Source organism: Actinomycetota bacterium (genome assembly GCA_036280995.1).
In the GTDB taxonomy this organism is placed as follows: domain Bacteria; phylum Actinomycetota; class CALGFH01; order CALGFH01; family CALGFH01; genus CALGFH01.
In genome coordinates, this window is the sequence record DASUPQ010000597.1 from 1 (window position 1) to 3,306 (window position 3,306).

Consider the following 3,306-nt stretch of genomic DNA (forward strand, 5'->3'; position numbering starts at 1 on the left):
GAATAGCCGGGATCGGCGTTGACCATGCCGTAGACCATCAGCCAGGCGGTGACCCGATCCAGATCACCCAGCGCCCGCTTGAGGCTGCCGAGGACCGACAGGGCCGTCTTGGCAGCGGCCTGCTGCGCGGCTTCCAACGAGACCTCGATTGGCACCTTGCCGAACGGCCCGGTGAACGAGCCATCGGGTGCCTGCGCCGAATGCCCCGACACATAGGCTTTGCCACCCCACACTCGCACCCAATGGAATGGGAACTTGAATCCAGGAGGGACCTCAGGCGGTCCGGGAAGGGCCAGACCAAGCTCTTCAAGTCGCTGCTCGACCCCCATCGGTGCCTCCTCGCCATCCCTGCCAGCTGGCCTCGGAGACTTCAGTGTCGGAGCGTGACCGAGTGAAGGCTAGCCCCGCCGGTTCCAACCTCGGGGCTGGAATCGGCATTGCCGTGCCCGGCCGGCCAATCGGTCCCTGGTCGCGGAGGACCGGAGCACCAGAGGCGCCCGCGACCAGACGGACCGGACCCCAGCTTGCTCACGGGACCATGCCGCTTCGCCATCCGGCTGGGTCTGCTTGATCCTGGGCAGGTGCGGGCCATCTGGTCGGAGGCGATCGGGCGTGGGCTGTATGACGGCTGGGACGGCGGGCAGTCGGCTTATGCAGCCGGGCTTGGCGGTGCGCAGGGGCAGCCGCGCCTTCCCCGCTCCCAAGCCCCGGCGGAGCGGCAGGCCAGAGACCCCAGCAGGCGCCAACCGCGGGTGGCCAAGGAGCGGCAGGGTAGTACTGCTGCCGAGACTCGGCTCGGTCTGGTGGTATGGCCCAGCCAATCGTCGTCCTCGCCGGCCGCGCCACTCGCGTGCCAGATCGGACGGACAAGCTCGGTAACGAGCGGACACCACAGGCACCCTCAGTCCACCGATGAGCTTGGCTGTGTCTCGCCTCGCAGCTTGCACGCCTTACCCGGACACGCCTGATGGTGTGCTCACCGCGGCGACTTGGAGGATGGCTGGAGGATGTCCCAAGGGACAGCGACGGTCATCAGCGGTCTACACCGGTCAATTCCACTTTGGCGCGTGACCAGCGCAAACGACGTGACCAGCGTCGCTTGACCGCGCAGTCCCTAGATGGCATGCAAGGGTCAGGGGCTGCGGCTCTTCTTGCACTAGCGTGTCCGTCGGCTCCGGCGCAAACTGGGTCACGCTAGGCCCGCGTCTTCTTGGGGTGCCTCATGTTGAGCCACGACCATCAGCCACCAGCGCTGCTCCCGATGCTCTCTCGCGGCAAGCACCGCAGCCCACGCAAGGGCGCCTGCTTCATGGAATTCGCCTCCCTGCTGGCCGGCGAACGCTTCAGTGACCACCCGGCGTGCACCCACCCCCTGCTGGCCGCGGTCGCCCGCGACGTCAACGACCACACCTCCGACGCCGGCCGCTCACAGCTGGCCGACCTGATCCCGTCGGTGGTCGGGCTGACCGGCGACGACCCGCACATCGACGCTGGAATCGCCCTGCGGTCGGCCAGGATGGCCCTGCCGGTGGTAGCGGCCGAGCGCCAACGGGTCATGGCGGTCTCGGTGCTGGCCTGCGAACGCGTCCTGGCTGCCCTGGATGGGCGGCCGGTGGGCACTCTCCAGGAGCAGAGCCGCTCGGTCCTGGCCCAGGTGCCGCACGCCGCACAGTGGGCCGACCAGTTCACCAGCGGTGCCCCGGCCTCCGCGAAGCGCTTTCGCCGGCAGGCCGCGCCCATCATCGTCCGCCATGCTGTTGCCGGCATGGCGCAGGCTTGTGTGCCCGACCCCGACGCGATGCTGCGCGAGCTGCTGGTCCAGGCGATTGAGGAGTGCATGGCGTGGGTCGGTCGCGACCCAGCTCGCGACGCCGTGCTCGACACCGACTTGTGGATGACGGCGTGTCAACGCACCGGCGGGTCACCGGCCGCGACCATGCCGGAGGAACTGGCCAGACACTGATGGCACGGCGGGTCGTAACGATACGCAACCAGGCCAGCGGCTGACCCGCCACCGGCCGGGACGTTAGGTGCATGCCACCATCGCCTCGGCGCTCGTCGCTACCGGTGCCGCGGGCGGCATGACGTGAGAGGGTCGGTACCTGTGGTGACGGCATACATCCTGGTCCAGACCGAGGTCGGCAAGGCCGCGGAGGTCGCCAAAGAAATCGTCCGGATCGAAGGCGTGCAACAGGCCGAGGACGTCACCGGCCCCTATGACGTGATCGTCCGCGCCGAGGCCCGCAACATCGATGAGCTGGGCAAGCTGGTGGTCGCGCGGGTGCAGGCGGTCGATGGCATCACCAGGACCCTCACCTGTCCGGTGGTGCACCTCTAGCGCTGCTCGACCCCCTTCCGGTATACGGCCGACAGTAACAGCGACAGCAACAGGGGCGGATCGCGGCGGTCGGCGGCGAGCAGCTACGCTGCAGGCGCCGAAGTCGCAGACGCTTGCGAACAGCGCTGAACTGGGAAAACAGAGCTTGAAGCTCGGGGTGCCCGATCCGCGAGGGTCCAAGACCGCTATGCGGTGCCCCGCCAGCGGTCGCGGCCCCTGGGCGCCGAGGGACCGGAAACGCCGGACGGCGTTGACACCCGGATGGGACCGCGTGCCCTGCGTGCTCACGGCTTGCTCACGAGACGTTGCGCTACTGCATGCGACGGGCCGGGACGACTGCCGATTGGGAGTGGCCCACGCCCTGCTCAGCCCACAGCGCTTGGATCGGAAGCGCACGCGCGGAACGGTCCTCAAATGACTCATAACCCAGAGGTTCCAGGTGCCTATCGGGGCAGCTCCTTCAGTGCCGCTTGCACCGCGGCCGCCGCCTCATCACGATTGGGAGCAGTGCCCTTGCGGACTGCGGGGCCGTCGAGCGTGATCACCCACCGGTAGAGGCCGGGCTTGTTGGCATCGATCCGGACGGCGTAGCGACCATAGCGTGCCGTCCAGAACTTGTGCCCCGCGTCGTCCTTGCTCTCGTACTGCATCATGGCGGGATCGTATCCTTCCGGCCCGACCGTTCCTCAGAGGCCAGAAGCGCGACGGGGATCCCCGCTGGGGCCGTCGTGGGGCCGCGAAACAGCGGATACTCACGGTCAATCACGGTGCCTAGCGGACAACCGAACCTACAGCTCGTCAGCTGTAACCGGCGGTGATGAGGCCGCCGGTCCGTATATGGCATGCAAGGGGTCAGGGTCAATCATCGGCCTGCGGCTAAGCACCCAGCTCGGCCTGGTTTGCGCCAGGCGAGCGGCCCACCGGTCTGCAAATCAGGTTCTCCTCAGCTTCCTGTGGGCAGTGTGATG

The 3,306-nt window shown here is 67.9% G+C and carries 4 protein-coding genes; 2 read left to right on the forward strand and 2 right to left on the reverse strand.

Going from position 1 to position 3,306, the window contains the following annotated elements; genetic code table 11:
* Positions 1 to 329, reverse strand: a 329-nt coding sequence (locus tag VF468_20165) for a RidA family protein (protein HEX5880605.1), incomplete at its 3' end; no start/stop codon positions are given.
* Positions 330 to 1,309: 980 nt separating this feature from the next.
* Here VF468_20165 and VF468_20170 point away from each other — a divergent pair.
* Together VF468_20170 and VF468_20175 are read left to right on the forward strand one after the other, a co-directional pair.
* Positions 1,310 to 1,963, forward strand: coding sequence for a hypothetical protein (locus VF468_20170; GenBank protein HEX5880606.1), 654 nt, complete (start codon positions 1,310 to 1,312; stop codon positions 1,961 to 1,963).
* Between the two features lie 141 nt (positions 1,964 to 2,104).
* Complete coding sequence (locus tag VF468_20175) at positions 2,105 to 2,338, forward strand: Lrp/AsnC ligand binding domain-containing protein (protein HEX5880607.1); 234 nt, start codon at positions 2,105 to 2,107, stop codon at positions 2,336 to 2,338.
* Between the two features lie 443 nt (positions 2,339 to 2,781).
* Here VF468_20175 and VF468_20180 read toward each other — a convergent pair whose 3' ends face one another.
* Positions 2,782 to 2,991, reverse strand: a complete 210-nt coding sequence (locus VF468_20180; GenBank protein HEX5880608.1) for a hypothetical protein — start codon at positions 2,989 to 2,991, stop codon at positions 2,782 to 2,784.
* Between the last annotated feature and the right edge of the window lie 315 nt (positions 2,992 to 3,306).